At 73.0% G+C, this 21,905-nt stretch carries 17 protein-coding genes and 2 pseudogenes; 13 read left to right on the top strand and 6 right to left on the bottom strand.

Annotation, left to right across the window (positions count from 1 at the left end; genetic code table 11):
• Position 1 precedes the first annotated feature (1 nt).
• Positions 2-235, bottom strand: a pseudogene (locus ACFPZI_RS15085) (extracellular solute-binding protein); the annotation flags it as partial.
• Positions 236-535: 300 nt separating this feature from the next.
• Here ACFPZI_RS15085 and ACFPZI_RS15080 point away from each other — a divergent pair.
• From ACFPZI_RS15080 to ACFPZI_RS15065, 4 genes are all read left to right on the top strand, one after another.
• Positions 536-1,084, top strand: coding sequence for a toxin (locus ACFPZI_RS15080; protein WP_381363309.1), 549 nt, complete (start codon positions 536-538; stop codon positions 1,082-1,084).
• Positions 1,081-2,310, top strand: a complete 1,230-nt coding sequence (locus ACFPZI_RS15075) for an MAB_1171c family putative transporter (RefSeq protein ID WP_381363307.1) — start codon at positions 1,081-1,083, stop codon at positions 2,308-2,310. Before ACFPZI_RS15080 ends, ACFPZI_RS15075 begins: the two co-directional genes overlap by 4 nt.
• 67 nt (positions 2,311-2,377) lie before the next feature.
• Positions 2,378-3,622, top strand: coding sequence for an MAB_1171c family putative transporter (locus tag ACFPZI_RS15070; protein WP_381363306.1), 1,245 nt, complete (start codon positions 2,378-2,380; stop codon positions 3,620-3,622).
• Entirely contained in the window at positions 3,612-5,042 is a 1,431-nt protein-coding gene (locus ACFPZI_RS15065) for an FAD-binding protein (protein ID WP_381363304.1), read from the top strand. The genes ACFPZI_RS15070 and ACFPZI_RS15065 overlap by 11 nt, the downstream gene beginning before the upstream one ends.
• A 43-nt stretch (positions 5,043-5,085) precedes the next feature.
• Here the strand turns inward: ACFPZI_RS15065 and ACFPZI_RS15060 are convergent, their stop codons facing one another.
• The 4 genes from ACFPZI_RS15060 to ACFPZI_RS15045 form a co-directional block, all read right to left on the bottom strand.
• Positions 5,086-5,952 (bottom strand): SMP-30/gluconolactonase/LRE family protein, encoded by an 867-nt coding sequence (locus ACFPZI_RS15060; RefSeq protein WP_381363302.1) that lies wholly within the window; start codon positions 5,950-5,952, stop codon positions 5,086-5,088.
• Positions 5,949-6,722, bottom strand: coding sequence for an IclR family transcriptional regulator (locus ACFPZI_RS15055; protein ID WP_381363300.1), 774 nt, complete (start codon positions 6,720-6,722; stop codon positions 5,949-5,951). Before ACFPZI_RS15055 ends, ACFPZI_RS15060 begins: the two co-directional genes overlap by 4 nt.
• A gap of 157 nt (positions 6,723-6,879) precedes the next feature.
• On the bottom strand, positions 6,880-8,127 hold the full coding sequence (locus tag ACFPZI_RS15050) for a PucR-like N-terminal domain-containing protein (RefSeq protein WP_381363298.1): 1,248 nt from the start codon (positions 8,125-8,127) through the stop codon (positions 6,880-6,882).
• Between the two features lie 3 nt (positions 8,128-8,130).
• Positions 8,131-8,283 (bottom strand): hypothetical protein, encoded by a 153-nt coding sequence (locus ACFPZI_RS15045; RefSeq protein WP_381363296.1) that lies wholly within the window; start codon positions 8,281-8,283, stop codon positions 8,131-8,133.
• Positions 8,284-8,536: 253 nt separating this feature from the next.
• Between ACFPZI_RS15045 and pgfA the strand changes: the two genes are divergently transcribed.
• The 9 genes and pseudogenes from pgfA to ACFPZI_RS15000 all read left to right on the top strand — a co-directional run bounded on the left by pgfA (position 8,537) and on the right by ACFPZI_RS15000 (position 20,609).
• The gene (pgfA, locus tag ACFPZI_RS15040; protein WP_381363294.1) at positions 8,537-9,508 is read left to right on the top strand and encodes a cell envelope lipid trafficking protein PgfA; all 972 of its coding nucleotides are present in this window, start codon (positions 8,537-8,539) and stop codon (positions 9,506-9,508) included.
• 367 nt (positions 9,509-9,875) lie between these two features.
• Positions 9,876-11,105 carry a glycosyltransferase family 4 protein gene (locus tag ACFPZI_RS15035; RefSeq protein ID WP_381363292.1) on the top strand — a complete coding sequence of 410 codons (1,230 nt, stop codon included), beginning with the start codon at positions 9,876-9,878 and terminating at the stop codon, positions 11,103-11,105.
• 56 nt (positions 11,106-11,161) lie between these two features.
• Complete coding sequence (locus ACFPZI_RS15030; protein ID WP_381363290.1) at positions 11,162-11,917, top strand: class I SAM-dependent methyltransferase; 756 nt, start codon at positions 11,162-11,164, stop codon at positions 11,915-11,917.
• Entirely contained in the window at positions 11,914-16,356 is a 4,443-nt protein-coding gene (locus ACFPZI_RS15025) for an alpha-(1->3)-arabinofuranosyltransferase domain-containing protein (protein ID WP_381363288.1), read from the top strand. The genes ACFPZI_RS15030 and ACFPZI_RS15025 overlap by 4 nt, the downstream gene beginning before the upstream one ends.
• On the top strand, positions 16,353-17,693 hold the full coding sequence (locus ACFPZI_RS15020; protein ID WP_381363286.1) for a condensation protein: 1,341 nt from the start codon (positions 16,353-16,355) through the stop codon (positions 17,691-17,693). The genes ACFPZI_RS15025 and ACFPZI_RS15020 overlap by 4 nt, the downstream gene beginning before the upstream one ends.
• On the top strand, positions 17,690-18,427 hold the full coding sequence (locus ACFPZI_RS15015) for a class I SAM-dependent methyltransferase (RefSeq protein ID WP_381363284.1): 738 nt from the start codon (positions 17,690-17,692) through the stop codon (positions 18,425-18,427). The genes ACFPZI_RS15020 and ACFPZI_RS15015 overlap by 4 nt, the downstream gene beginning before the upstream one ends.
• Before the next feature lie 27 nt (positions 18,428-18,454).
• Complete coding sequence (locus ACFPZI_RS15010) at positions 18,455-19,369, top strand: DMT family protein (protein WP_381363434.1); 915 nt, start codon at positions 18,455-18,457, stop codon at positions 19,367-19,369.
• Positions 19,366-19,647: pseudogene (locus ACFPZI_RS15005) on the top strand (Trm112 family protein); the annotation flags it as partial. The gene ACFPZI_RS15010 and the pseudogene ACFPZI_RS15005, both read left to right, overlap by 4 nt.
• Positions 19,648-19,763: 116 nt before the next feature.
• A complete protein-coding gene (locus ACFPZI_RS15000; RefSeq protein ID WP_381363283.1) occupies positions 19,764-20,609 on the top strand; it encodes an FkbM family methyltransferase in 846 nt (281 codons plus the stop codon).
• Positions 20,610-20,910: 301 nt separating this feature from the next.
• Here the strand turns inward: ACFPZI_RS15000 and ACFPZI_RS14995 are convergent, their stop codons facing one another.
• Positions 20,911-21,345 carry a VOC family protein gene (locus ACFPZI_RS14995; RefSeq protein WP_381363281.1) on the bottom strand — a complete coding sequence of 145 codons (435 nt, stop codon included), beginning with the start codon at positions 21,343-21,345 and terminating at the stop codon, positions 20,911-20,913.
• Positions 21,346-21,905: the final 560 nt, after the last annotated feature.

The raw sequence follows: 21,905 nt of genomic DNA, 5'->3' as shown, positions 1-21,905 counted from the left end.
GGGTGGAGTCCTTCACGTCGATGCCGGGGTTGTCCTTACGGAAGGCGTCCAGCATCGCGATCATGTTGTAGCCGTCGCCGCCACTGAAGAGGTTCCAGTAGCGCACCCGCGTCCCGGCGTCGGAGGCCAGGGCGTCCGCGCCGGTGCCGAGGGCGGCGAAACCGAAGCCGCCCGCGACCGCGAGACCGCCCGCCGCGGTCAGAAGTTGCCTGCGATTCAGGTCAGGTCGTCCCATGCCCTGCCCCATCTGTCGAGGTGTCGTGTCGAAGAGGTGCTCTCGTAAGAGGTGCGCTCGTAGGAGGTGCGTTCACGGCATCCGAAGAAGGCGCTCCCGACATTCGATGTTCGACATATCGAATGACGCCCGTAAATTCGAACGGAACGTAAGGGGCGGGCGCGGGCGCGTCAATGCTTCGGACAAGATCTCGGGGCCTGGCCGACGGGACACCTGTTCGCATGACGTGGACCCTCACGGCGCGTAGTCTCGAACGGCCTTGAGATCACCCGGGGGAACAGGGAAACAAGGGAGAGAGCGGTGCGCACCAGGAAGGAGATGCGTCGTCTCGCCGACGCACTCATCGAGCCCATCCGGGTGCCGGTGCCCGCCGAGCCCGAGGCCCTGTTCAACGCACTCGTCGCCTCCGTCGGCGCCTGGCGGGGGCGTGAAGTCCTCGTCCACCGGGCGGCGTTCCCGCCGCACACCGCGAGCGGACTGTGGCTGGAGCGGGAGGGCCACGACGACGTGGTGGTGGACGAACGGGCAGCCGCGTGGCACCAGATCGTGATCTTCTGCCACGAGGTGTGGCACATGAACCGGCGGCGGATGGAAGCGGAAGCGGGATCCGGCGGTCGCCCGAAGGGCGATCTTACGAGCCACCAACCTGCCGCCGCTCGTACCGACTTCAGCCTCGCCGAGGAACAGGAGGCCGACCGTTTCGGGATGCTGATGGGCCGTCGGCTGCGCATCTGGATGGACGCCTCCACCGACTCCGTGTTCGCCGCCGAGGGCGGCGGCTCCGGCGAACCGCAGGACCTCGCCGGACGCATCGGGGCCGCGCTCAACCACCGCGGGACGAGACGATGAACGGCCTGATCAACTACGTCAGTTGCGGGGCGCTGTGGCTCGGTCTGCTGGTGCGGGCCCCGGATCTGCTGCGGCACCGGCGCGATCCGTATCTGCGGGCCATCTGCGCGGTGCTGGGGCTGGCCGGGCTCTGCTTCTTCCTCGGGGCGCCGCCGACGGTGGGCGCGATCAACCGCCTCGGCGGGGTGCCGAACCTCGCGGCGCCGCTGACGTACGCGGCGATCATCGCCTACGGCGCAGCCTCCCAGGTGCTCGTCGTCCACTGGCGCGGCGGGCCCGGCGTACGCCGCACCGCCCGCCGCTGGATGCTCGCCTACACCGGCGTCCTGGTCGGGGTGGCGGTGACCTTCGCCCTCGGGGACGCGCCGGTGGAGCGCCGCACCGACCTGGACACCTATTACGCGACGACCCCGTATCTGGCGCAGATGATCGTGCTGTACCTGGTCGCGCACCTCACCGCGGTGACCGTGACCGCGGTGACGTCGCTGCGCTGGGCGCGCCGGGTGCGGGGCGGGCTGCGGGCGGGCCTGACGCTGATGGGAGCGGGCGCGCTGTGCGGCACCGGCTACAGCGTGGCCAAGCTCGTCGCGGTGGCCGCCCGCTGGTCCGGCCGGGACTGGACGGCACTCGGCACCGCCGTCTCCCCGGCCGCCGCGGGGCTGGGCGCGCTGCTGACGGTCGTCGGAGTGCTGGTGCCATTGGTCACGCCCCGGGCGGCCCGGTGGGGGCGGGCCCGGCGGACGTACGCCCGGCTCGAACCGCTGGAGCGGACGCTCGACGACCTGCTCGTCCGCCGGACGCTGCGGCTGCCCCGGCCCCGGCTCGCCTCCCCCGCCGCCCTCCTCGTGTGGCGCCAGACCAGCATCCACAACGCGCTGAGCCACCTGGACGCCTACTTCGACCGGGACCTGTTCGACCGGACCCGCGCGTCCGCGCTCACCACGACGGCCGATCCCGAGTGGGCCGAGGCCGCCGCCTGGGCCGCCGTGATCGTCACCGCGGTACGGGACGAGGCCGCACCCGGACGCCGGCTGCCGCCGGCCCACGGCACCGGACGGCTCCTCGACCGGATCCCGGGACCGGCCGCACTGGCCCGGATCGCCGACGCCCTGGCCGGCACCGCACCGGCCGCCCCGGTGACACCGGCCGCGCCGGTGACGCCGACGGCTCCGGCACCCTCCGCCACGGCGCCCACCGCACCTACGGCACCGACGGGAGCCGTATGAACCGCGACGCCCGTGACCGCCGGTCCGGCGGTGCCGGGCGCACCGCGCCGCGAGGGGGTGCCGCGGCATGAGTCTCGTCGTGTACCTGGCCGCCTTCATGCTGGGGATCTCCTCCGTCCTGGTGCGGCGCCGCCCGCGCACCGCCCTGCGCGACCCGCTGACGCTGTCCACCTGCGTGGCGATCGCGCTCGCCGCCCTGGTCTTCTTCTGTGCCGCCCCGGCGACCCTGGCCGCCGTCAACGAGCTCACCGGCATCCCCAACTTCGGTGCGCCGCTGACCTACGGAATGCTCTCCGCGTACAGCTGCGCCGCGCTCGTCCTGCTGATCAACTGGCGGGGCGGGCCCCGCGAGCTGGTGCGGCGCATGGTGCTGCGCGGCGTCGCCGCGTACGGGCTGCTGGTGCTCGCCATCGTCGTCCTGTTCGCGCTCGCCGACGCGGACACCGAGCGGCTGACCGACCTCGACACGTACTACGCCAACACCCCGTTCATGCGGGAGATGATCCTGCTGTACCTGCTCGGGCACAGCGCGGCCATGCTGGTCATGTGCGCCGTGTGTCTGAAGTGGGCCCGTGAGGTCACCGGGCTGCTGCGCACCGGGCTGCGGCTGATCCTGCTGGGCACGCTGCTGGACGTGGTGGGCTTCCAGCTGACCAAGTACACGGCGGTCGTGGCCCGTTGGCACGGACGCGACCTCGACTTCCTGTCCACCGACGTCGCCCCGCCGATGGCCTCGCTGGGCGCGGTGCTGTGCTCGGCGGGATTCGTGCTGCCGAGGCTGCTGCCCCCGACGCTCGCCCAGTGGCGGGGGCTGCTCGACCACCGGCGGCTGGCTCCCCTGTGGTGCCTCGTACGGTCGGCGTCCACCGCTCCCAAGCCGCCCACCGCCTGGTGGCAGCTCCCCCAGGTCCGGCTGCAGTGGCGCGAGGTCTCCATCCACGACGCCCTGCTCGCGCTGGCACCGTACTTCGACCACCGCGTCCGTGAGCGGGCGCGGGACGACGCCCTGGCCGCCGGGTGCTCCCCGCACGAGGCCCGGCTGGCGGCGGAGGCCGCCCTGCTCGCCGACGCGGCGCGCCGGGCCGCCGCCCGCGAGGAACCGCCCCAGACCGGCGGCAGTTACCGGCTGCACGCCACCGAGGTCTTGGACACGAGCGGGCTGGTGGAACTGGCCCAGGCGCTGGACCGGGAACGGGACCGCCCTCCCCGCGCCGCCGCCCCCGCACCCCGCACACCTCCCGCGCCCGACGGCGCGGGGCCGAACTCCATCGCTGGACCCATGACAGAACCCGAGGAGCCCCATGTCGCGTAGAGCTGTCGTCATCGGTGCCGGGCTGGCCGGCATGCTGGCAGCGGCCGCCCTGTCCGACGCCGGGGCGGACGAGGTGATCGTGCTGGACCGCGACGATCTGCCCGACGGCCCCGAACACCGCCGGGGCCTGCCGCAGGGGCACCACGCGCATCTGCTGATGCCGGGCGGGCTGGACGCCATGGAGGAGCTGCTGCCGGGCGTGGATCCGCGGGGGCGGCTGCTCGCCGGCGGTGCGCACGAGGTCTCCCTCAGCTCGGGCATGCTGGCCCTCACCTCCGAGGGCTGGCTGAGGCGGTGGCGGCGCGCGGGACCGGTCATGCTGACGTGCACCCGGCCGCTGCTGGACTGGGTGATACGGACCGCGGTACTGGAACACGCGCCGGTCGAGATCCGCAAGGCGGCGGTGACCGGGCTGACGGGATCCGCCGGGCGGGTGCACGGAGTACGGGTGGCGGCACCCGGCGGCCGGGTGAACCGCCACACGATCCGTGACGAGGAACTCGACGCGGACCTCGTCGTCGACGCGAGCGGGCGCGGTACGCGGGTCATGACCTGGCTGGACGGGCTCGGCCTTTCCGGCATCCTGGAGCGGACCGTGGACTCCGGTCTGGTCAACGCGACGCGTCTGTACCGGGTACCGGAAGGTGCGGAAAGGTTCCCGCTGACGATCGTGCAGGCGAACCCGTTCGTCTCCCGGCCGGCGCGGAGCGCGATGGTGATGCCGGTCGAGGGCGGCCGGTGGCTGGTGAGCTGCGGCGGCTCACGCGGCGGTGAGCCGCCCGCGGACCCGGAGGGCTTCCTGCGGTACATGCTCGACCTGCCGGACCCGATCGTGGGCCGGCTGGTCTCCGGCGCACAGCCGCTCACCGACATCCATCTGAGCCGGTCGACGAGCAATGTGCGGCGGTATCTGGAGAAGGCGCCCCGGTGGCCGGACGGCTTCGTCGCTCTCGGGGACGCGCTGGCCACCTTCAACCCCGCGTACGGGCACGGCATGTCGGTGGCCGCGTTCGGCGCGCGGGTCCTCGGCCGGGAGCTGAACGGGGTGGCCGGTGACCTCGGCGCGCCCGGTCTCGCCCGGCGGGTGCAGCGGGGTGCGGCACGGGTGGCGGAGGCCGCCTGGTCCATGGCGGTCAGTCAGGACGTGCTGTACCCGGGGGTGCGCGGCGGTGCGCCGACCGCCGCCGACCGCGTCGTCTCCGCGTACACGCGGCGCGTCACGCGGGCGGCCACCGGTTCGTACCCGGCGGCCTCGGCGCTCTGGGGCATCACCGGTCTGCGCACGTCCCCGGCCCGCGTGTTCCACCCGGCCACGGTGCTCGCCACCCTCGCCGGCTCCCCCCTGCCCCCGTCGACCCGGCCGCCGATGACCCCGGGCGAGCAGAAGGTCCTCGAGCGGCTGGATCGTACGGGGGTCTGAGCGACAGGCCGGCCAGGCCCGGGGAAGGGAATCGGTCCGTGCGTCAGCCCGCGAAGGCGGGCTGGGCGACACCCTCGCCCGCGCCCGGGACGACCAGGAGCGAGCCGGCCAGGGGCGGCGCGGGGTCCAGGCCCACCCGGGCCGTGGTGAGGTACAGGTCGGTCAGGCCGGGGCCGCCGAAGGCGCAGGCGGTGACGCGCGGGACCGGGAGTTCGATCACCCGGTCCAGGGCGCCGGACGGGGTGTAGCGGCGTACCGCCCCGCCGTCCCACAGCGCCACCCACACGCAGCCCTCGGCGTCGACGGTGAGGCCGTCGGGGAAGCCCGCGCCGTCCTCGACCTCGGCCAGCGGGCGGCGGCCGGTGACCCTGCCGGTGTCCGCGTCGTGGTCGAAGACGTCGACACGGCGGGTGGGGGTGTCGATGTAGTACATCAGGCGCCCGTCGGGGCTCCAGCCGGTGCCGTTGCTCACCGTCACGTCGTCGAGGACGAGTTCGGCGGTGCCGTCGCCGGTGACGCGCGAGAGCGTGCCGCCGCCGGTGGCCTCGTCGTAGCGCATGGTGCCGGCCCACAGGGCGCCGTCGGGGGCGACGGCGGCGTCGTTGCCGCGGCGGCCGGGGACGGGCTCGTGGCGCAGCCAGCGGAAGGTGTCGTCGGGGTCGAGCAGGCCGATGCCGTCCCGCAGGTTGAGGACCAGGCCGCCGCCCGCGCGGGGCTTGACCGCGCCCACGTGCTGTTCGGTGCGGCGCAGGGTACGCCGGCCGGTGGCCGGATCGTAGCTGTTCAGCCGGGAGTTGAGGATGTCGATCCACAGGAGGCGCCCGGTCGCGGGGTCCCAGGTGGGGCCCTCGCCGAGGGCGGACTCCGCCCGGACCGCGACCTCGTACGTGCCGTTGCGCGTCGTCGTCATGACGTCCTCCGGTGGCCCAGGCGCTCGGACAGGTCGTCGGCGCCCTTGGCGGCGAGCTGTTCCAGCTCGACGAGGCGGTCGTCGCTCCAGCGGATCATCGGTACGGAGATGGACAGCGCGGCGACCACCTGTCCGGTGCGGTCGCGGACCGGGGCGGCCACGCAGCTGACGTCCGGATTGGACTCGCGGCTCTCCACGGCGACGCCCCGGGCCCGGATCTTGGCGAGGGCCTCGCGCAGGGCGGCCGGGTCGGTGATGCTGTTGGGGGTCATCGCGGCCAGCTCGACGTCGTCGGGCAGGCGCGCGGCGAGTTCCTTCTCGGGGAGGGAGGCCAGCAGCATCTTGCCCACGGAGGTGCAGTGCGCGGGCAGCCGGCGGCCGGCCGCCGACACCATCCGTACCGCGTGGGTGGAGTCCACCTTGGCGATGTAGATGACGTCGGTGTCCTCCAGGATCGCCACGTGCACCGTCTCGTCGCAGGTCTCGGCGACGGACCGGGCCACCTGCTGGCCCTCGGCGGCGAGGTCGAGGTGCTCGGCGTAGCGGGCGCCGAGCTGGTACGGGCGTACGCCGAGCCGGTAGCGGCCGGGCCGGCCGGTCACCGGGATGATGTACTTCCGGGCGGCGAGCGTGGTCACCAGTTCGTGCACGGTGGTGCGCGGCAGCTGGAGCCTGCGCACGATGTCGGGTGCGGAGAGCGTCCCGTCCCCGTCGAGGAAGAGCTCGAGAATGTCGAGAGCCCGGGTCACGGCTGGTACGAGGCGTCCCACGACCGGCCCCTCCCTGTCTGTCTCAGCCCGTTCGAGATATCAACAGGCGATCGGAATGACGAACACACAGGCTAGCCACCCGGACCCACCCGGGCAATGGCCTGCCGAAGAGTCGACACCGGCCTGCCGGCCCCGGCGGTCCGGGTCACCCCTCCGGTCAGCGCCGGGGCCGGGGCCCTCCCAGTTCGCCGCGGAGACGCTGCGCCCTCAGGACCAGTTCCAGTTCGAAGCGGCGGTCCGGGTCGTCGATCTCGTCGCCCCACAGTTCGCGGATCTGCCGCAGCCGGTAGCGGACGGTCTGCGGGTGCACGCCGAGCCGCGCCGCCACCTCGGGCGCGCCGCCCCGGGTCTCCAGCCACGCCAGCAGCGTCTCCGCGAGCCGCCGCCCGTTCGTGGGGGTGCAGTGGGCCAGCGGGGCGAGGCACTTGAGCGCGAGGTCGTCGATGAGTTCCTCGGGCTGGAGCAGCACCAGCGCCTCGGTGTGCTGGGTGCAGTGCAGCACCTCGCCGGCGGGCAGCAGCCCGCGCTCCATCAGGCGCAGGGCGGCCTCGGCCCAGCGCAGCGACTTCGCCGCGTCGGCCGGCGGCACCGGCGGTCCGATCGCGCCGGACCAGCCGGTGAGCGCGCGGTGCAGCAGTTCGGGGCGGCCCGCGGCGTCCGGCTCGGGGACGATCATCCGGGGCTGCTCGTACTCCATGTCGAGCAGCACCTCCTGGCCCACGGCGGGCGCGACCGCCTCCCGCGCGGGGCGCCGCAGGACGCCCACCGCGACCTTCCCGGGCAGCGGCCAGCCGACGCGGGCGGCCCGCTCGGCGAGCGCTTCGGCCGGATCACCCCGGTGGTGCTCGGTGAGCAGGAGTTCCATCAGCCGGCGCTGCGACCGCAGCCGCTCCCCCGCTTGACGGGCGGCGGCCTCGGCGTAGCCGCGGACGGACTGGTCGACCAGTCCGTCCAGGTATGCGTAGCCCGCCTCGGCGAGTTCGTACATCGCGGGCGGCGGGATGTCGATGCGCTGGCCGATCTCGGCGAGCCGCCGCCAGGCCATGCGGACACCGAGCCGGTAGATCGCCTGGAGCGAGTCCAGTGACCGTCCGTGCAGGCCCTCACCGCGCCCGAAGTCGTGGAACAGGCCGGGCGGCGCCGTGGGGCGGCCCGCCGAGTAGTCGGCGTGCACCAGATGCTGCACGAACACCTCGATGGCGCGGCGGATGCCGATGAGAGCCATCGGTTCGCCGGAGTCGTCGAGCACGACGGGGAGTTCGGGGTACTCGCGCTGGATCTCGCTCATGATCTCTTCCGCGAGTCCCGGCGCCTCGGCCATGGCCGTCTCGGCGAACCGGTGCACCTGGGAGCGCGGGACGTCGTGCCAGGCGGAGCGGGCCGTGACGGTGGTGGACGCCGTCACCCGTCAGCTCCCCTGACCGGCGTGCTCATAGGTGATCAACGGCGTGTTCGGCTGGTCGGGGGTGGCATCGAGCAGCGCGGCCACGCCGAGGGCCGCGCCCACGGCGAGGGCCGAGGCGAGCACGACCGTCAGCGCGGCGGCGAGCAGTCTGGACATCTCAGGGTCAGCCTCTCTGATCGGAGGATTTCCCCACCCCCCGAAAGTGCGTTCCGCCACCCCGGTCCGTCGCCCCCAGTGTCGAGTGCGCATTGACACTCCGTCAAGGGGCGTTTACGGTTCCCGGCCCAGAGGGAGTTCGGTCCCGGCCCGCAGGGGGTGCCGGATGGCTCCGCCCCTCCCGCACGCGCGTTTTCCCGCTACGGATCCGGCCTGTCCGCGCCGATCCGTCCCAAGCCTCTGGAGTGCCCGGATGCGCCGTACAGCCTCCCCCCTTTCCCTGGTCATGCTCGGTTTCGGAACGTTCCTGCTGGTGCTGGCGCCCCTGCTGGCCTGGTACGTGCAGCCACGTGCCGCGGTGAACCCGCTCGACATCGACACCACCGCCGTCTACACCGGCCGGGGCAGCGTGTTCGACCTCGACCGGGTCGAGACCGTGTCGGGCCAGGCGATCACCGTCACTCAGCGGGTGCGCGGGAACGTCGAGGCCGGCGTGGACAGCGGGAACGCCGTGTGGGACGTGATCACCACAGTGGACACCGACAAGTCGCTGCCGGCCGCCGATCCGCACGACGCGCTGGACTTCTCCCCGCACCGCTGGGTGCTGGACCGCAAGACCACGAAGCCGGTGCACTGCTGCGAGGAGAAGCCCCGTATCGAGGGCGAGGCGTACCTCAAGTTCCCCTTCGACGTGCAGAAGCGCTCCTACCAGTGGTGGGACAACACCCTCGGCGACACGGTCGTGCTGCGCTACCGGGGCACCGAGAAGGTCCAGGGGTACACGGGTTACCGGTTCACCGCTTCGGTGCCGGCGACGAAGACCGGTACCCGGCTGGTGCCGGGCAGCCTCGTCGACGAGCCGGACCGGCCGCAGGTGCTGGCCGAGGAGTGGTACTCCAACCACGGCCTCGAGCTGGTCGTGGACCAGGCCACCGGCCGGGTGATCTACGCGCAGACCGGTCCCAGGCGCGCGCTGCGGGCACCGGGCGGGGACGAGGACGCGGCGGTGCTGCTGGACGCGGAGAAGCTCTCGTTCACGACCGCCACGCAGAAGGAGGCCGTGCGGCAGGCGAAGCGCGACAGCGGACAGTTGCGCATGGTGGGCGAGACCCTTCCGGTCGGCGCGGCCGTGGCGGGATTCGTACTCGCGGTGACCGGCGGCATTCTGGTGGCACGTGGCCGGAAGGAAGAAGAGCGTCCCGGTTTGCCCGGTACTGCTCAGTAAACACTCACGAACTGAAGTGACTTCCGAGTCGACAAGGGTCGAAATTGTCATCCCGGTGAGTAGCACTGGGGGACGTCTGGGCGAAAACTGTCCACCCCCACCCCGTGCACAAGCCATTCACCGTCCACGCCCAGGGAGAGCACGCGTGCTCTCCCGAAGCATTCGAGTCCGGCCGACGCCACCCCGCCCGTCCGAAATCCGCCCCGTTCCGCGCCATCACGTTCCGCACCCCCTGCGCCTCGTGACACTCCCCGCACCTCCGACACTCCCCGCGCTCGGCAGCACTGCCCGTGCTTCGCACACCCCGGCCCGACCCGCACGTGTCCCGCGTACCCCACGCATGACCCCAAGACGAGTTGGAGCACCGATGCCCCAGCACGTACCGTCCTCTCCCCCACTCTCGACCCCGCTTGAGGGGAGGGACCTCCACCGCACGCCGCTCCCCAGCGTGCCGCAGGCACTTCCGGCGGCGGCGCCTCCCACTCCTCGCCGAATCGTCTTCCTCGCCCACCGCGACCTGGACAACCCCTCGGCCGGTGGCTCCGAACTGCTGGTCGACCGGCTCGCCAACGGTCTGAGCCGCAGGGGCCACCATGTCACCCTGCTGTGCGGGGGGCCGGCGCCCCCCAAGCTCTCGGCCGCGCTCGAGCAGAGGGGCACCCCCGTCCGTGACTACCGCGTGGTGTCGGCGGGCGGCGCCTACAGTCACTTCCTGCGTGCCCGTTCCGCCTTCGCCCGCCAGGTCGGCGGCTGCGATCTGCTGGTCGAGGTCTGCAACGGCATGCCGTACCTGGCGCCGATGTGGCATCGCGGGCCGACACTGTGCCTGGTCAACCATGTGCACACCGACCTGTGGCGGATGCGTTTCGGCGGTCCGCTGGCTCCGGCCGCGCGGATCGGGCGCAGGCTCGAGCACTGGGCACTGACCGGCGCCCGGCAGCACGGGCTGCTGGTCGCCGTCTCCCCGTCGACCGCGGACGCGCTGCACGGGATCGGCGTGCCCCGCGAGCAGATCAGGGTCGTGCACAACGGTGTGGAGGAGCCCGGTCCGCGCACCGAGCGCTCCCCGGAGCCGCTCTTCGTGGCGGTGGGACGGCTCGTCGAGTACAAGCGCATCGATCTGCTGCTCCGGCTGTGGGAACGGGTGCGGCCGGTCACCGGCGGCCGGCTGGTGATCGTCGGCGACGGCCCCGAGCGGGAGCGTCTCGAACGCCTCGCCGGTCCCGGTGTCGAGTTCACCGGCCATGTCTCCGAGGCGGAGAAGCACCGTCTGCTGTGCGCGGCCTGGCTGCTGCTGCACCCCTCCGCGGTGGAGGGGTGGGGGCTGGTCGTCACGGAGGCGGCCACGCGCGGGACCCCGACCGTCGCCTTCGACGTGCCCGGTCTCAGGGATTCCGTGGTGGACGGCAGGACCGGCGTGCTGGCCCGCGGCGAGTCCTCGTTCGCGGCGGCCTGGTGCACGCTCGCCCTGTCCGGTGCCCGCCGGGAACTGATGGGCGAGACGGCCAGGGACCACGCCGCCCGTTTCCGCTGGGACCGCACGGTGCGGCAGTTCGGCGCGGTGGCGGCGGAGGCGGTGCGGAGTCATCGGCCATGAGCGGCAGACACATGACTGGCAGGGGCATGACCGAGACAGGACCGGGTGACAGAGGTATGAACGGCAGAGACAAGGGCGGCGGCGCGCCGAAGGACCCCTCCCCGCGCCGTTCCCTCGCCCTCTTCCGCGCCCTCCTGCGGGAGCAGGAGGACCCCGACGCCTGCTACGCGCTGCTCGCCCGGGACGCCGCCGACCAGGTCGAGGCGTACGGCGGGCCCGTCGCGGGCCGCGTCGTGGTCGACGTCGGTGGCGGCAGCGGGCACTTCACCGAGGAGTTCCGCCGCCGCGGCGCGGACGCCTTCCTGTTCGAGCCGGACGTGCGGGAGCTGGCCGAGAAGCCGCTCGAGGGAACCGTGATCGCGGACGGCTACCTGCTGCCGCTGTGCGACGGCGCCGCGGACGTGACGTTCTCGTCCAACGTCCTGGAGCACGTGGCCGATCCGCAGACCTTCCTCAGCGAGCTGGCCCGGGTGACCAGACCGGGCGGGCTCATCTACGTGTCGTTCACCAACTGGCTGTCGCCGTGGGGCGGGCACGAATGGGCCCCGTGGCACTATCTCGGCGCCGAGCGGGCCCGCGCCCGCTACCGGCGCCGTACCGGCAGGCCCGCCAAGCACACGCTCGGCGAGAACCTCTTCCCGGTGCACATCGGCACCACCCTGCGGCAGGTACGGGGCCGCGCCGACGTACGCATCGTCTCGGCGCGCTCCCGTTACTGGCCGTTCCTCACCGAGACCGTGGTCAAGGTGCCCGGTCTGCGTGAGTTCGCCACATGGAACCTCCTCCTCATCCTCCGGCGGTGTCCCGAATGACGACCACGGTCCAGGCTCCCCCTCCGGCAGCCGTCCCCCGTACCGCGACTGCCGCGGGCCCACCCCAGGGCCCGCGGTCGCGGCGCTGGCTGCTGGGCTTCTGGGTGGTGGTGTTCGCCCTCTTCCTGGCGGTGCAGCCGGGGCGGCAGACCTTCGACACCAAGCTGGGTGTCACCGTCGACCCGGGCCGGTTCCTCGCCGACCTGGGCCAACTCTGGCAGGACCAGGGGTCGTTCGGCGGGGTCAACAACCAGTACGCCGGCTACCTGTGGCCGATGCTGCCGTTCTACTGGCTGTGCGATCTGGTGCGGCTCCCGGTGTGGCTGGCCGAGCGGCTGTGGCTGTCGCTGATCGTGTCCGTCGCGTTCTGGGGCGCGCTGCGTCTGGCGGAGCGGCTGCGCGTGGGCAACGGGGCGTCCCGGCTGCTCGCGGCGACGGCGTACGCGCTGTGGCCGCTGTTCACGACGGTGATCGGCTCGACGTCGGCCGCCGCCCTGCCGGGCGCGCTGCTGCCGTGGGTGCTGCTGCCGCTGACGAACGAGCGGTACACGGCCCGGGTCGCGGCGTTGCGTTCGGCCCTGCTCGTCCCGTTCATGGGCGGGGTCAACGCGGCCTCGACGCTGGCGTCGCTGCTGCCCGTGGGCCTGTACCTGCTGTCCCGGCCGCCAAGGCCGCGCCGGTGGAGGCTGATCGCCTGGTGGGCGCCCGCGGTCGCGGTGGCGACCGCCTGGTGGTGGATCCCGCTGCTGCTGCTCGGCGTGTACGGCGAGAACTTCCTGCCCTACGTCGAGACCGCGCAGACCACGACGGACACCATGGCGGCCACCGAGGCGCTGCGCGGGGCCGGGAACTGGGTGGGGTATCTGCACTTCGGTGAGGCGTGGCTGCCCGCGGGCTGGACCGTCGCCTCCTCGGTGCCGGTGATCGTCTGCTCGGCGCTGGCGGCCGGTCTGGGCCTCGCCGGTCTGGCCCGGCGGGACCTGCCGGAGCGGCGCTGGCTGGTGCTGACGGTGCTGGTGACGGCGCTGGTGCTGCTCGCCGGGTACGGCGGCGCGTTCGGTGGCCCGTTCCACTCGGTGGTGCAGGACTGGCTGGACGGCCGGCTGTCGCCGTTCCGCAACATCTACAAGTTCCAGACGGGCCTGGCGCTCGCCCTGATTCTGGGCCTGGCCCACCTGGTGGGCACGGCCGTGCGGACACGGACGGCCGACGGGGCGCACGGGGTCCGGCGGCGGGTGCGGGGCGGGCGTTTCGCGCCCCTGGTCGCCGCGGTGCTGATCCTGCCGGGGCTGATGTGGCCGTACCTCAACGGGTCCATTCTCAACCCGGGTTCGTTCCAGGAGATCCCCACGTACTGGCGGGCCACGGCCGACTGGCTGGAGGAGAACTCCCCCGACTCCCGTGCCCTCGTCGTGCCGGCGACCGCGCACGGCATCCACACCTGGGGCTCGACCATCGACCAGCCGCTCGACGTGGTCGCCGACTCCCGCTGGGCGCAGCGCGATTACGTGCCGTTCGGCACCCCGGGCAACCGGCGCGCCCTGGACGCGGTCGAGCAGGCCCTGCTGACCGGCGCCGAAATCCCGGGTCTCGCAGACTACTTGAGCCGTGCGGGTCTCTTCTACGTCGTCGTCCGCAACGACCTCGACCCCGACCAGGTCGGGCAGGTGCCGACCACGACGGTCAAGCGCACCCTGACGCAGTCCGGGTACGAGCGGGTCACCGGGCTCGGCCCGGTGTCGACCGGCGGTGTGATCGCGAACGGCACCCCGCTCCAGGTGGAGGGGCTGTACCCGCAGCAGCGGGCGGTGGAGATCTACCGTCCGACCGGGGCGGACGTCCGGCGTCCGGGGCAGGCCTCGCTGGCCCCGATCGCCGACACCGCCGTGGTCTCCGGCGGCCCGGAGGCGCTGCTGCCGCTGGCCGGCGAGCTGCGCGGCCGGCCGGCCGTGCTGACCGGCGACGGCCACCCGGGGCTCGGCACCCCGTCGGTGCAGGTGACCGGCGACGGGATGCGGTACGCGGACACCCGGTTCGGCCTGGTCAACTCCAACACGTCGTACACGTACACCCCCGACGAGCGCAACGCGCCCGACGCCGTGCAGGACGCGGGTGAGCGGCCGCACCAGATCCTTCCCAAGGAGGGCCTGGACCACCAGACGGTGGCCGAACTGCGCGGCGCCCGTTCGGTGTCGGCGTCCTCGTACGGCAACTGGCTGTTCCATCTGCCGCAGTACGACCCGGTGAACGCCTTCGACGGCAACCCGGACACGGCCTGGGCGGAGGGGTCGGCCGTCTCGCCGGACGGGCAGTGGCTGCGGATCGCCTTCGACGACAGCTACGACATGCCGGACTCCCTCGGCATCATCCCGCTGCCGCAGGACAGTATGCGGGCGGCGGCGACCAAGGTGCGGGTGGAGACGGAGCGGGGTTCCGAGACCAGTTTCCTCCAGGCGAACGGAACCAAGCAGGACGTCAAGACGCCTGCGGGCGAGACGCGTTGGATGAAGCTGACGATCGTCGACTCGGTGTCCGGGCACTCCGGCCTGGGCGGCGCGGGCTTCTCCGAGATCGACCTGCCGGACGTGCGGGTGACCCGGATGCTGCGGCTGCCCACGGACGCGGAGGACTCCACGGCGGCGGCCCAGGTCGTCTCGCTGCACCGCGCCGCCGACCCGACCGGGCTGTCGCCCACGGGTACGGAGAACGGACTGCACCGCACGTTCGCCACGGGCACGGCGGGCACCTACGAGGTCGCGGCGAGCGCGGTGGCCGTGCCGGGTGAGGGCCTGGACCGCCTGCTGTACGAGGTGGCGCCCGAGCAGCAGGCCCGGATCACCGCCACCGCCGACTCCACCGCCCGCCTCGGCGCCGGCCTGACCGCGCGCAACCTCACCGACGGCGACCTGACCACCGCCTGGATCGCGGGCGAGCGGCCGGTCGTCCATCTGAGCTGGGACGGCAAGCAGCCCGTCGACGAGGTCGTCCTGGCGGCCGCGGGAGGGCTGTCCACCCGGCCGACCGAGGTACACATCAGCTCCCCGGACGGCGCGGCGATCGCGGGCGTCGACGACAACGGCATGGTCCGCTTCCCGGCGATCACCACGGACCGGCTCGACATCACGATCACCCGCACCGCACCGCTCACCCTGCACAACCCCGTCGTCGGCGAGGATCTGGACCTGCCGGTGGGACTGACGGAGGTCTACGTTCCGGCGCTCGACGAGTACCGCACCCCGCAGCCGTCCGCCGACCGGGAGTTCACCCTGGCGTGCGGCAAGGGACCGGTGCTGGCCGTCGACGGCCGGCTGCACGAGACCGGCGTCAAGGGGACGGTGGGCGACCTGGTGGAGCGGCGCCCGGTGGAGGTGACGCTCTGCCAGGAGGGCGAGGAGGGGACGGCCCTGGAGCTGTCTGCCGGAAAGCACCGGGTCGAGGCCGGTGACGCGGGCCCGCTCACCGTCACCGCCCTGACCCTGACCCGCGGCACCGTGCCGGACGCCTCGACGGCCGGGCGCGAGTTGACGGTCAAGGACTGGCTCGGCGACCAGCGCGAGCTGTCGGTCGGTTCGGGCGCCGCCTCGTACCTCACGACGTACGAGAACTACAACAAGGGCTGGACGGCCACCCTGAACGGCGAGGAACTGACGCCACTGCGGCTGGACGGCTGGCAGCAGGGCTGGCGGATCCCGGCCGGCGAGAGCGGCACCGTGAAGCTGTCCTACGGTCCCGCCACCACGTACGACGCCGGGCTGATCGGCAGCGGTGTCGGGATCGCGGTACTGATCGGGCTGGCCCTGTGGCGCCGGAACGCCGAGAACCCCGACGCCCCGCAGCCCGCCCCGCCGGCGCCCGGACCGTGGCTGGGCGCGGTGGCGCTGACGCTGGTCGGCGTGGTGATCGCGGGCTGGTGGGCGCTGCTGATCCCGGCGCTGGCGCTGCTCGCGTGGCGCAGGGCCGCCCTGCTGGTGCCGGTGGCGTTCGCCGCCCTCGCGGGAGCGGGGATCGTGGCGGCCTTCGGGGCCGGGGAGCCGGCGGGCGCGGGCGAGGGTGCCTACGGGCACCTGGCCCAACTGCTGGCACTGATCGGCCTGTTCGCGGCGCTGGTGAGCCTCGGTGGTCCGGATTCCGGGCGCACGGTCCGGGAGGACGGCTGGGGATCCGGGCGCACGGACGGGACCGGGACGGACGGGACCGGGACGGACGAGCACGGGACGGACGAGCACGGGCCCGGCGCCGCCGACGGTCCGGGGTACGACACGGCGCGGTACGACACGGCCGTGCCGCCCCCGGTACCGCCTCGCGTTCCGGTGCACTCGCCGCCGCCCGACCTGGGGACGCCCACGCAGCGGCTTCCCCGCGCGCAGAAAACGGGCGGCTCCGGCGGCTCGGACGGCTCGACGGGCGGCGGGCCGACGGAAAGGGGCACGGCCGGATGACCGCTCCCCTGCGTATCCCGTTCCCCGTGGTGGACGAGGTGTCCCGGCACTGCGCCCAGGAGAAGGAACCGGAGACGGTGCTCATCGAGGTGCGCCTCCCCGGGGAACTGGATCCCGGCCGCCTGCGCAAGGCGTTCCTGGAGGCGCTGCGCCGGCACCCGCGCATCCTCATGCGCGAGGCCCCCGGCCCCTGGTACCGGCGCCGCTACGAGTGGGAACTGACCGACGAGCCCGATGTGGAGGCGGTGGGCTTTCCACCGCCGAGCCCCGGCTCCCTGCAAGACGCCCGGGGCCGGGCCATGGCCGTGGCGCCCCCGCTCACGGCGTCCCCGCCGATCCGCCTCGAGGCGGTGACCGCCCCGGGTGCCACCGAGTCCGGGGCGGACGGCGGGGCCGGCGGCGGGGCTGACGGCCGCGCGGACACTGTGACGGGCACCGCTCTGCTCCTCACCCTCAACCACACGGCGCTCGACGGCCCGGCCGGCCTGCGCATCCTGGCCACCACCGCCGAGATCTACGGCGGCCGGGACAACTCGGCCGCCGCCCCGCCCGTGCGGCCGTCCGAGACGCCGCGGGCGGACTCGCCGGACACGCCCTCCCCGTGGGCTCCCCCCGCCCGGGTGGCCCGCGGCGCCCCGGACCCGCACCCGGGTCCCCGTCGCGGCAACGGACTGCTCCACACCGAGCTTCCGTTGCCGCACCGGCCCAAGGGCTCCCCGTACACCGTCAACGACCAGCTCATGGTCGCCACCGCCCTGACCCTCGCCCACTGGAACCGCGAACACGGCGCTCCGGCCCGCCCGTTGCGCATCACCATGCCGGTGGACGACCGCCCGCGGGACGCCACGATGCCCATCGGCAACGGCACCCGTCTGGTCGAAGTCCCCTTCTCTCCAGGAGAGTTGGACACGTCCGACCTGCCCGCCCTGCTGCACCGCACGGCCCTGCGCACCCGTGCCCTGAAAGCGCTCCCCCGCCCCCAACTAGGCTACGGGGCAGCCTTGTTGACCGCCCCCTGGGGGCCGGTCGCCGCCCGCGGTGCCCTCACCCGCGCCCTGCGCAGGGCGGCGGCACCCTGGATGTCGACGACGCTGCTCAGCAACATCGGCCGCATCCCGTACCCGCTGGACTTCGGGGAGGAGGCCGGGTGCGCGCACGCGGTGTGGTTCTCGGCTCCCGCCCGGATGCCCCGCGGCCTCACCTTCACCACCGCCTCCACCGCGGGCCGGCTGCACCTGGCCGTGCGCTGGTCCCGCGCGCTGCTCGGGCACGACGACGGCGCCCACCTCCGCGACCTGTTCGCGCACCATCTGCACTCCACGGAGGCGGCCCCGTGACGACCACCGCGTCCCCGCCCCGCAACCTGCGCGACTTCTACGAGAACCCCGCCGTCCCCGTGGCCTCGGGCCCCTCCCGCAGCCTCCGCCAGGCCCGGATGCTCGCCGGGGCGCTCGGCCCGGCCGGTGCCGGGGGCGCGCGGACAATCCTCGACATCGGCTGCGGTGACGGCTCCGCCGCGGCCACCGCCGCACCCCTCCTGCACGGCCACCGGCTCGTCGGCGTCGACTGGTCCCAGGACGCCCTGGCACGGGCCCGCACCCGGATGCCGTACGCGGTGCGCGGCGAACTCACCGACGGAGGGCTGCCGTTCGCGTCCGGATCGGCCGACGCGGTGCTGTTCAGCGAGGTGATCGAGCATCTCGTCGACCCGGACGCGGCCCTGGAGGAGATCCACCGGGTGCTGCGCCCCGGGGGCCATCTGATGCTGTCCACCCCCAATCTGGCCGCCTGGTACAACCGGGCGCTGCTGCTGGCCGGGGTGCAGCCGGTGTTCTCCGAGGTCAGCCTCCGCGGCATCCACGGCAGGCCGGGTTCGGAGGTGGTGGGGCATCTGCGGCTCTACACCGCCCGCGCGCTGCGGGAGTTCGTCGCCGCGTCCGGATTCACCGTCGTACGCCTCGAAGGCGCTCCGTTCCACGGGGTGCCGCGTCCGCTGCGGATGCTGGACCGGCTGGCCTGTGCCCGGCCACCGCTCGCGTCGATCCTGCTGCTGCACGCGCGCCGGACGTAAGGGGGGCCGGGGACGATGTGGTGGGGAGTGGCCGCTGCCCTGGTGTCGAACGTCCTGTACAGCGGCGGGTTCGTCCTGGAGAAGCGGGCACTCGCCACCCTGCCCGAAGTAACGGTTCACCGGCCGGCGCGGCTGCTGCGGCTGGTGCTCGGCAGCCCGCTGTGGATCGCCGGCGCGCTGTGCCTCGCCGGCGGTTTCGGCGCACAGCTCGCCGTGTACCGGACCCTGCCGATCGCCGCCGCCCAGGGCCTGTTCGTCTCCGGCCTGGTGCTCCTCGTGACGCTGTCGGCGCGGCTGCTCGGCGAGGAGACCACCGGCCGGGAACGGTACGCGCTGGGCGCCATCCTGCTCGCGCTGCTGATGGTGGTGCTGTCGCTGAAGGAGGGCGGCGCGGGCGCCGACACCGTCGGCCGGGACGCGCCGTACCAGCTGATCCTGCTGGTGTGCGTGCCGTCGCTGGCGGCCGGGGTGTGGCTCTACCGGTCCGCCGAGCGCCGCGCCCGGCGCCGGCACCGGATGCCGACCACCGGCGTCGAGTACGGGGTCGCCGTCGGCCTGCTCTACGGCGTCAGCTCGCTCGCCATCAAGGGTGTGTCGAGCCACCTGACGGCCGGCGGCATCGGCGACGCGCTGCTCGGCCTGCTGCGCTCCCCCTACCCGTACCTGCTGCTGTTCACCGGCGCGTTCGGCCTGGTGCTGTCGCAGGCTGCGCTCCAGCGCTGCCGGGCCTCGCTGATCGTGCCGGTGTGCACGACCGTGACATGTCTGTACACGGCGGTGCTCGGCACGCTGTCGTTCGGCGAGGAACTCCCCGACGAACCCCTGCGGCTGGCCCTGCGCGTGGCGGGCACGGTGCTCGCGGTCACCGTGCTGCTGGCCATGCCGAAACACGACACCACCTCACCACCAAGCACCACACTCAAGGAGTTGACGCCCCCGTGAAGCCCGACGACCCGCTGCTGAGGATTCTGGCCTGCCCGCTCGACAAGGGTCCGCTGCATCTGCTCCCCGCCGCTGCCGCTGCCGCTACCGGGAGGGACGGCGGGGCGGCGGCGGGCGGCGCCGGAAAGGGAGCCGGAACCGGCGGTCACGAGGAGGCGCTGTACAACCCGCGCCTGCGCCGCCGCTACCCGATCATCGACGGCATCCCGCAGCTGCTCCCATCCTCCGGCGAGCAGGTCTCGGACGAGGAGCACGAGAAACTGCTGGCACGTGTGGCCGAGGACCACACGACCGCGGGAGACATGTCCGAGGACCCCATGGTCGAGGACCACATGTCTGAGAACCACAGGGCCGGGAACGACACCCGCCGTCCCGGTACCCCGGGGGCGACCCCATGACGAAGGACCGTCCCAGGGTCACGCTCGCCGCCCGTGCGGCGTCCGTCCTGCCCACCCGGGTCGTGGCCGCCGCCGCCCGCGCGGTCTACCCGCGCTTCGAGCCCGAGCTGGCCCGGCTCGCCGACCTGTGCCCGCCGGACTGCGGCACGGCGGTCGACGTCGGCGGCTGGTACGGCCCTTGGACGTACCGGCTGGCCCGGCACGCCCGCCGGGTGGTGACCGTCGAACCGGTCCCCCACCTGGCCCGGCTGCTCACCTCCGGCGCCCCGCCGAACGTCCGCGTGGTCCGTGCGGCGGCCTCGGACCGCGCCGGGACCGCCCGGCTGTGGCTGCCGCCGGACGACGGCGGCGACCGGGGGGTGTCCTCCCTGGTCCGCCGGGACATCCACGGCCACGCCCTGGACGTCACCTGCGTCACGCTGGACGAACTGGGCCTGAAGGACGTCGGCTTCATCAAGATCGACGTGGACGGCAACGAGTCGGCGGTGCTGCGCGGCGCCACCGGCATCCTCGCCCGCGACCGCCCGGCACTCTTCGTGGAGCTGGAGTCCCGCATCCAGCCGATCGCGCCCGTGGTCACCTCTCTGTCCCTGCTGGGCTACGACGGCTGGGTGCTGCCCGACGACGCCTGGGTCCCGCTGGCCCGTTTCCCCCTGGAGGCCCACCAGGCCAGGGCCTCCTACGTCGTCTCCCACGGTCTGCTCCGCCGCGTCCTGCCGCACAGCGCGCTCAGGGGTCCGCGCTATGTGAACTCGGTGCTGTTCCTCCCGGACGGCCGCCGCCCCGGAGCGCCCCCGGTGAGCGACGATGGTTCCCGTGCCTCCCGCGAATCCCCCCGGTAGCCCGTCCGGCCCGTTCACCCCGCTCGACCTCCAGCTCGTCCTGCTGCGCCGCATGGCCGACCACCAGCCCGGCCCGACGAGGCGGTCCACACCCTGATCACCGCGGTCAACGAGGCCGGCGGCCCGGACAACATCAGCTGCGTGGTGGCGGACGTGGTGGAACCGGCACCCTGACCCACGGCAGGCGCGCGCTCACCGCCGCCCGCGCCCACGGCTCGTGCCGCCACTCGCGAAGCTCTCGACCGACGGCGCATAGAGGCCCGAGGAAGACGGCTCCCCACCTCGCCGTCTCGGAGGATGCTCAGTCGAGACAGAACTCGTTGCCCTCGATGTCCTGCATCACGAGACACGACTCGTTGACTCCATCAGCAAGCAGGAGTCGCACGCGTACCGCGCCGAGCGCGACCAGTCGTGCGCATTCGGCCTCGAGTGTGGCGAGGCGCTCTTCACCCACGAGTCCGGTGCCGACCCGCACGTCAAGATGCAGCCGGTTCTTGACGACCTTGCCTTCGGGAACGCGCTGGAAATACAGTCGCGGGCCCACACCTGAGGGATCAATGCATGCGAACCATGAACCCTGATCCTCAAGAGGCAGGGAGCGGCCGAAATCGCCCCACGTGGCGAACTGCTCCGGTGGCGGCGGTACGACGTACCCCAATACCTCGCACCAAAAACGAGCGACGCGCTCAGGTTCTGCGCAGTCGAAGGTGACTTGGAACTGCTTGATCGATGACATCGGCGCACCATAGCAGGGGGACTCTGTTGCTCAATTCCCTTTATGGATCCGCTTGTTGTCAAGAGGGCGACCCCTGCCGGCCGCTGCTGTGTCGTGCGGCCGCAGGCGGTGAACCGATGTCGATGCCGCCAAGAGGTTGCCCGTTCCGGACCAGAACCCTCGCCGCATTTCCCGACGGCAGCCGGTCGATCCGGGTCCGCACCTACGGAGAAGACGCCTCCCGAGTGAGGATCGGGGCCGCACCCCACCCCGAGCCATGGCCGCCCTCGGGAACCGGGCCGTCGGCCCCCAACTCACCGGCCGCACAAGCATCGCCGACGGCCTCCGTCACCACGCCCGCAACCCCGCCGGCTCCTTGACCACCTTGGACATAAGGTCACCACACCGGACAGCCCGCCAGAACGACGCAGTCCTGGCGGCGTAGCCCAGCGGTCAGTCCCAGGAACCGACCCCGACCATCCACCCTCATGCCAAAGATCGGTTACGGGACAGCCTTTAGGGTCTGCCGATCATTAACCTGTCGTCTTGATCTTGCTGTCGGGGTCGCTGCTTTGGGCGGC

Origin of the sequence: Streptomyces chlorus, assembly GCF_042655885.1 — a bacterium.
Taxonomy (GTDB): domain Bacteria; phylum Actinomycetota; class Actinomycetes; order Streptomycetales; family Streptomycetaceae; genus Streptomyces; species Streptomyces chlorus.
The sequence above is the reverse complement of the archived record's forward strand: the minus strand, read 5'-3'. Positions and strand labels throughout refer to the sequence as shown.